The organism is Vibrio sp. 10N.261.46.A3 (assembly GCF_041472995.1).
GTDB classification, from domain to species: domain Bacteria; phylum Pseudomonadota; class Gammaproteobacteria; order Enterobacterales; family Vibrionaceae; genus Vibrio; species Vibrio coralliirubri.
On the sequence record NZ_JBFRRH010000028.1, the window covers coordinates 1 to 7,223 of the forward strand.

General features: G+C 43.2%; 11 protein-coding genes. 4 read left to right on the forward strand and 7 right to left on the reverse strand.

Features of this window, described 5'->3' with window-relative positions; genetic code table 11:
* Positions 1-232: hypothetical protein (locus tag AB4484_RS08290; protein WP_372077488.1), on the forward strand; the 232-nt coding region annotated here is incomplete at its 5' end.
* 7 nt (positions 233-239) lie between these two features.
* Here the strand turns inward: AB4484_RS08290 and AB4484_RS08295 are convergent.
* From AB4484_RS08295 to AB4484_RS08325, 7 genes are all read right to left on the reverse strand, one after another.
* Positions 240-1,547: a zonular occludens toxin domain-containing protein gene (locus AB4484_RS08295; protein WP_372077491.1), complete on the reverse strand. Its 1,308-nt coding sequence runs from the start codon at positions 1,545-1,547 to the stop codon at positions 240-242.
* 3 nt (positions 1,548-1,550) lie between these two features.
* On the reverse strand, positions 1,551-1,892 hold the full coding sequence (locus AB4484_RS08300) for a DUF2523 family protein (protein ID WP_372077492.1): 342 nt from the start codon (positions 1,890-1,892) through the stop codon (positions 1,551-1,553).
* A 7-nt stretch (positions 1,893-1,899) separates the two neighbouring features.
* Positions 1,900-3,636, reverse strand: coding sequence for a virulence factor TspB C-terminal domain-related protein (locus AB4484_RS08305; protein ID WP_372077494.1), 1,737 nt, complete (start codon positions 3,634-3,636; stop codon positions 1,900-1,902).
* Between the two features lie 88 nt (positions 3,637-3,724).
* Positions 3,725-3,937 (reverse strand): major capsid protein, encoded by a 213-nt coding sequence (locus AB4484_RS08310; protein ID WP_372077496.1) that lies wholly within the window; start codon positions 3,935-3,937, stop codon positions 3,725-3,727.
* Positions 3,938-3,952: 15 nt separating this feature from the next.
* Positions 3,953-4,105 (reverse strand): hypothetical protein, encoded by a 153-nt coding sequence (locus AB4484_RS08315; RefSeq protein ID WP_372077498.1) that lies wholly within the window; start codon positions 4,103-4,105, stop codon positions 3,953-3,955.
* A gap of 89 nt (positions 4,106-4,194) precedes the next feature.
* Positions 4,195-4,497, reverse strand: coding sequence for a hypothetical protein (locus tag AB4484_RS08320; protein WP_372077500.1), 303 nt, complete (start codon positions 4,495-4,497; stop codon positions 4,195-4,197).
* Between the two features lie 14 nt (positions 4,498-4,511).
* Complete coding sequence (locus tag AB4484_RS08325; RefSeq protein WP_372077502.1) at positions 4,512-6,020, reverse strand: phage/plasmid replication protein, II/X family; 1,509 nt, start codon at positions 6,018-6,020, stop codon at positions 4,512-4,514.
* A 122-nt stretch (positions 6,021-6,142) separates the two neighbouring features.
* Here AB4484_RS08325 and AB4484_RS08330 point away from each other — a divergent pair, with 122 nt between their 5' ends.
* The 3 genes from AB4484_RS08330 to AB4484_RS08340 all read left to right on the forward strand — a co-directional run bounded on the left by AB4484_RS08330 (position 6,143) and on the right by AB4484_RS08340 (position 7,123).
* Positions 6,143-6,484, forward strand: a complete 342-nt coding sequence (locus tag AB4484_RS08330) for a helix-turn-helix domain-containing protein (protein WP_372077504.1) — start codon at positions 6,143-6,145, stop codon at positions 6,482-6,484.
* A gap of 137 nt (positions 6,485-6,621) precedes the next feature.
* Positions 6,622-6,951, forward strand: a complete 330-nt coding sequence (locus AB4484_RS08335) for a hypothetical protein (RefSeq protein ID WP_372077506.1) — start codon at positions 6,622-6,624, stop codon at positions 6,949-6,951.
* Positions 6,952-6,955: 4 nt separating this feature from the next.
* Positions 6,956-7,123 carry a hypothetical protein gene (locus tag AB4484_RS08340; RefSeq protein ID WP_372077508.1) on the forward strand — a complete coding sequence of 56 codons (168 nt, stop codon included), beginning with the start codon at positions 6,956-6,958 and terminating at the stop codon, positions 7,121-7,123.
* The last annotated feature ends 100 nt before the right edge of the window (positions 7,124-7,223 follow it).

Genomic DNA, 7,223 nt, shown 5'->3' on the forward strand with positions numbered 1-7,223 from the left:
ACATAATGCGCACTTGTGGGTTTTAACTAACAGGCAAGTGTTGGCGTGTGTTACTGACGCGCTGCGCTTGTCTGATTTGATTAGGCTCTACATGCAAGCATATAGCAGCCCAATCAAACCTAATGGGAATATAACGATGAAGTTTTTAGATGAGTACGGTGTTGAGATTTGTATGGTGTTAACGGCTCTAGGTGTCGTGTTTGGTCTTTACGTTGGGTTCACAACGTGGTGATGCTGAATTACAACGTGAATCTATTTCCTCTCTCTACAGGCTGTGTTTTGTTGTCTGCGGATTCACTTGTCGTAAATGGCGAACAGGTGATGTATGTCGAAAAGTCACCCAGCGTCATTTGAGCCAAGCAAGGATGAATGGACGTTACCGTTAACCCCACATTCTCAGGATAAAACGTTTGACCGCTTTCTAGTTTCGCAAAGGCGTATTGATAAGAGACCGAAGCCTTATTAAATTGCGTCAATGTTCCTGTAATGTGAACCCCCGATACCATCTCGCCTAGCTGCTTTGATAGCACATCAATAGGATTAGATTCCTCTGTTTTTGAGTCCTGCGTAACGTTACGTTGTCTCTTATCTGTCTCTATTTCCTCTACTACCTCAGCTTCAGCATCTGAAGAAAACAAGACGGAATATACCCCGAGCGTTGATAGCAATAAAATGGTGATACAGGCAATAAACGCATACACAAACTTAGGCAGTTTGAATTGATGTGTATGAATCTCCGCTGAAAAATACGAACCATAAAATGCTTTGTTGTGTTTTATGATCTTCTTTTCTAATGCCTTGGTTTCAAAGTAATCCGAGGGATTAAAGGTTTTAGGGCTTTCAATCTTAGTCAGTCGTTTGCCCCCCATGCTATTGAAGTAATTGGTGTGCCTCCCCACCAAACGCCGAGCATTCACATCAATCAACATTGCATCTTGAGTGATCCAATACAAATCGTATCCGTGGTGTCTGTGCGTCTCAATAGCTCCAATTGCAGGGGGGACTTTTGAGCCAGCCGTACGTTGAGGGAAAAACTGCTGTACTTCATCAATCAGCACAACAGAACGCTTAGGCAGTTCATGCCATTCTCTTGGGTTCTCAAAGTAAACAAAATGCAGGTTAAACGGCTCAACAAGCTCAAACGTTATATCGTCATGGTTGGGATAACATGACAATAAATCTTCCAACGGCTGTAATTGCGCTTTGCTATACAAGCGTCGATACCAATACAGCAGTGTCTTGATATTGGGGTGGTTCTCATAAGCAGCTTCAAGGAATGGTACATCTTGAAGCGTCACAAATTCATCATTTTCATGAACTCTTTGGATGATCTTATCCAGCTTTTTTCTTTTCGCCTTGTCTTTTAGGTGTACGAGATAATACCCATAGAACCAGCCTGAAAATGAGTTAACCACCTCCCAATCCAGCATAACCAGCCGTATGTTATGGTAATAAATGGTGCGCTTTCCATCGTTACGCTGCACAAGCGTTGTGATGGTGTTCAGGGTTTTTGATGCGCCTGGTAAGCCAGTATTAAGATAAAACATGTATTACCACTCCGATGTTGAGTTATCACCGCCCTTTCGCCATACCTGCTTGCGAAGTGACATGTTACTAGACATACCTTTTAGTACCATTAGTGCAAACCCCGCAGATAGCCCGATGTTAATCGCAGTATCAATGCCCAGTAAGTGAACAAATTGCACCAAAATATAAGGTAAATCCCCCATAGAGCTATTCACTTGAGCGATAACCGTATCAAAGATAAAGCCGACACCTTGATAAACGACCGTCCCAAACCCTAGCGATATCGCTGCACGGGTAACGGTTGCCCCAAGAAATGGAGCAAAGTAAGCAAATAACCCACTGAAAAACGTTAATAAATATCCCATACTTAACCTACACGTATTTTGAAATCATAATGGCAGAGCCAATTGAAGCGAATGCAATCAAAAACCAACGAATGACAACGGCTAACTCACAAAATGGGGAGAAATCCAGTTCAAAGGTCGCAATGACGGCATCGACTTCAATAGATGCTGGACACTCACCAGAGTAAACCCCTGTATCTACACCTCCCGAGTCAACGAACTTATTCATGAGATCGTCTATGTTATCCACCTGAGCCGCTTCTAGTGATTCAGAGGTGTAATCTTCATCCGATATGTAATCGTCTAATTGGGTGTAGATTTGGTCAGCCAGTCCTCCAGTTTCAAATACGGCTTCATTGGCGCATTGACGGTCAAAGTCTTGTTTTGCTAGGAAACAGGCGATTTCATCACCATCACATGTGAAAGTGCCACACGCTGACGCTGTGAGGGTGTTTTCTTCACTTTCTTGTTGGGCTTCTAATCCAGCTTCAATATTTGACAATAAGTCATTGGTGGTTGAAAGAGAGCCTGTGATTGCGTCTTCTAGTTGTTGTGTGTTTTGAGCGTCTTGGTCTGCGGTTGACAATCCCCCTAGCGTTTCATTGATGGACGCTCCGTCCCCATTGGACTCCCCCAATAAGCCAGAGAGTGAATCATCAATTGAATTCAATGTATCACTGGTTGTTGCTGATGCGGTCTCAATAGAATCGGTAATTGAATCAGAGAGCGATTGAGTATTAGATTGGTCTTGTTGGGCTGTAGATAACGCTTCTATTGCCTCTACTGTATCCATGTTATCACCTCCTCCGCTGCCCGCTGGAAGATTGGTAATGGCAGATTCAATAGTGTCTGCACTGTCACTGATGGCTTGTGTGAGGGTTGCGGTATTCTCAGCGTCTTCGGTTGATGTGGTTAATTCAGCAAGCGCTTCCAACCCCATAGCAGCGTATATATTCGCTGTCCCTAGGGCGATATTGGTTTGTCCCACCATACTGTTCACCATGTCGGCAATGGCAAAATTAGATTCAGTAATCAAACCGTTCAAGGTTCTGTCCTCGACAGCATCAGATTGTTCTTCAATGGCTCGTTGTATGGAGTCTAAGTCAGCATCTCCAGAGCTACCCCCGTCTGATGGATACCCACCGCCAGCCGAAATGTTACCGCCAGTGCTGCATGATTGCCCTGTGTGGTAAAAGTCTGATGTACAGGTGAACTCTCCTGCAATTTCAGCACAGACCGTTCCTGCACGAGTGCGACCCGAGGGTGAGACAAGACAGGTTGAACTTTGATAAGGGGCGCAAACGGTAGGCGAATCGCCATACTGTTGCCAGTCCCATGATTGGCCCGAAGAGTAAAGTGTTCCGCTATCAGGGCATGTGACGGGTTCAGATTTGCAAGCAGGAACAAAGTCAGGGTAAGACTCCCACGATGAGCAAGGTGCAGTAGAGAAAACGACCGAAGGAAAATTAACAATGTCACCATTAGGGAGTGCCAGAGTCGCTGTTACGTCACGGTACGTATTCCCATAAGATTCCCACTCGCTGTAGCTAAACTCAATGTCGCTATAGGAGTATTGAGGATAATAGGATGTGAAGTACATGTACTGCAAAGCCTCATAATCCCTGTAATAGTTCTCAGGGCACTTTGCGATCACATTCGGTGGGTTGCATTGCCCCCACACCACATCAACAGAGGCAAACGGTGTTGAACAGTAAAAAAGGGCAATTAAAACAAACGCCGAGCGCAGTCGATTAAAACCAAACATACTATGAGCCATATAATGGATTGAAGAGTTAACATGATGCACCTAAAAAAATGGAGGCTTTCGCCCCCATTGGTATTGTGTGTGTGGATTAGCCAAAGATGGACGCTTTCGCCCATTTAAAGGTGATAGCAATGGCAGCAAGTCCCAGCATTGCACCACCAACGGCAATGATGGCAGCCGTACCATCGGTTGTAATGGTGGAGACAGCATCGTCAACAATTGAGGTTGTCGCTTCACCCTCAGCAAAACTAGGGGCTGACAGTGATGCGGTAACAAGTAACGCAGTAAGTTTCTGTTTCATTTGGGTGTCCTTTTGTTATAGACCCATAGATTGACGCGCCAGCTTGTACACAAAGACTAACGCATAAAGTGAAGCACACGCCCCAAACAAGGCTAATGCTTCGGATGCACCAAACAATGCTTGAGTGTCCATCGAGCTTTGCAGGGCATGGTAATCATCAACACTCAATAGCACTCCCTCACAAGTGGGCGAGACTTCCCTTTCTGTAAGAAATAACGCCCCCGTTCCCGATGATTGAATGCAGGAAGCCATTGATATTAGTTCTTCGGTGGTTGAGGCTTAGAAAGCAGTTGAAACGATTTGAGAATCGCTACAGGTTGACCCTTTTTCACTGACATACCGATATCAGCATCAACAGCGATTGGGGATTGTGCTTCAACCAATGCTTTCACTAATGCCTTAGCGACAGCGTTATCATTCGCTGTATCAACGCTCATTTTGGCGACTTGTGCGCCAGCGACTTGTAAATCAGAGCGGAAATCTTCACAAGTCTGACAGTTAGCCCATGGGCGACCATCATCAAAACTACCGTATTGTGCAAAGTTAATTGTTGTTCTCATGGTTCATCTTCCTATTATTCGATTGGGTTATATTGAGTTCGAGCGTGTTTGTCATTTGGAGCGTGGAATACTAATTCACTGGTTCCGTCAGCAAATAGAACAAATGACATTGCGGTTTTTTGATTTAGGCGCACTTCTCTACCTGCTTGTAGAGAACGGGCATAAAGGGCTGGTAAGTCGTTAGACTCTAGTGAATCTCGAATCGTATCTAGCTCAGTCAATGGAGCTTCTACGTATTCTTCATCATTGAGCCATGCAAGTAGCTTTTCATTGGTGTCTAAACCGCCTAAATCGGGTTCTTGGTAGTTAGCTGGTCTTTGATTATCAAAATCAAAGGTAAAGACCTCAGCCAAAGGGAGTTGCTCGGTATTGTGTAGGTTTTGTAATTGAGACTTAGATAGACCGATAGCGGTCAAGTCTCTTACCCCATCATAAAAAGTAGATTTCGCCATTGTGTTTCTTACCTGTTCATAGGTCGAATGCTTCAAGCGGTCATACAATCCAAATAAACGTTTTGCTTTACTGGTGCGTAGCTTGCCGTTTTTATCGAGAGTGTCGTAATGCTCGTGTAGCAGTGACATGATTTTGTTGTCGTGAACAACGGAGATTGTGGAATCTTGCACCGCAGACAATAAGTCTTTCATACCGTCTTGCCATGCCCATAAGCAGAAGCTAATGCCCTGCTCTTTTTCAAAACTGTCAATGTAATCAATGAACTCCCAAAGGTTTCTTGGGATATTGTTTTTATCAAACCATCGGGCTTTAAAACGACTTTCAAAACGTAGGCGACATTGTGCAAAGTCTTGTAATTCAGGGCTTTCTAGCTCTTTGATAACACGGTCATAGTTAAGCGTTCTCTCTTTACGCTTTTTCTTTTTAAGGTCGTCTATCTGGTGTTGAACTTCATCGAGCTTTGAATAGATACACAGTGAGGTCGTGCGCCCTGTGTTTGGGTTGTTCTTTGCGTTATTGAAGTAGACGGTGGATTCAAACTCACCTTGTCGAGATGGACGTAAGTAGCGGTGCGATACCTTAGTGAGGGAATCTAATGCCGCTTGTAACACGTCAGGACTGTCTAGCTGTAGTGAGTACGTTGAATCAAAGCGGAACACTTCGATACGGGTAAAATCAAGCATATTGGCAAAGTCAGGCAATGCTGCTTTAAGTGACTTTAGAATGAATGTTGATGAAGCTCTAAGACAGTCAGAGCCGTAAACATTATGACCCTGCATCACCTTAGCTGGAGAGGCTTTTAGCTCTACACACGCTTCGGGCTTAAAGCCTGATGCTTGAAATACCTTGAATGCAATGCCTGTATAGCTGCTAGGGATTGAATCCCAAGGGTGACGAACGTTAGACACCTCAGCTACACCCTCTTCATTTGAATCAATCGACCCCTCTAGACGTAAACCACGCTTAGGCAACTCAGACATATCAATAGAAAACTGATACTCCTCGCCCACTTGGGAGCAAGTTGTAAAAGCATCTTTGAAATGTATGCGTAAGCCTAAAAAATCGTACATAGCCCAAACGTGTCAAGAGTATAATTAAAACCATAATATAGGTAGAATTGTAGCCAATCAATAGTTATGTACAAAAAAACAGCCTTACAATGGTCAACATGTTAACTAAAGAGGCTTTTTATATGTTTAAAGATAACCTTAAAGCCAAAAGAAAGGACAGGAAGCTAAGTCAGGAAGATATGGCGTTGTCTTGCGGTATGAGTCTATCCGCCTATAAGAATTACGAGTCTGGTAAATCAGAGCCAACAATGACCAATTTAATTAAAATTGCCAGCACGTTGGAAACGTCAATTGATGAATTGTGTGACTTTGGGAAAACAGATGACATGGAAATCGGGCTGAAAATGCGATTGCAAAAGATCATGACCTTAAATAATGACGAAAAAAAAGCCGTTGATTTACTCATACAAAGCGTAATCTTAAAACATCAAGCAGAAGAAACGCACAAACTGTTCAATACATAAAAGTTCGGTATTCGGACTATAAGCCACTATTAAAGTATGTGGCTTAGCCGGATGCGGATGTAGTTTGAAGAGTTCCCCCGAGGCTACGCCTATTCGTGAGAACTCTTCTTTTTTCAACGTTAGTAAAAGGTTTAAGAATGGAAATAAAAGAAACACAAAATAGAGACGGAAGCTCAAGTATCACATTCCCAAACGGGGCGTCTGCAACAAGAGATAAAAACGGGAATATAAGTATGAATATTCCGAAAATCTCCCGAGTAGATTTAGAAAACATCACAAGCCTAAAGTCTTATGATCTAACTCAAGAAGGAACTGTGATTTCGCACAAAATTGAGTTCAATAATGGTGGAACTACAAATATTTGCTATGACAGTAAGAGTGGCGCACTGATTGACTTCTCAGGCAACAATATTAGCTGGACGATAAGTAAAGAAAATGTGATTACATTAAGAGAGAACAAGGAGTAGAGGAATGAACTCACCATCTCACGTATTTAATCTCCTAGCATTAATTGGAGCTGGCACTGTAATTTTTACACTAAACCAAAATCTTGGACTTGAGTTTTGGTACTCTGTGAAACTAGCAATTATTGCTGCTATAGCTGGAAGAGTTTGGGCTTTGTATAAATTAGGTCATTAGCGCGCATTATGGAAGTTATGTGTACGGGCTTCACTGGCAAAGTGATTCGATTTCCTAAGCACCACGAACGGCACAAGTTTGTTCGGGTTTAGCTAAGTCT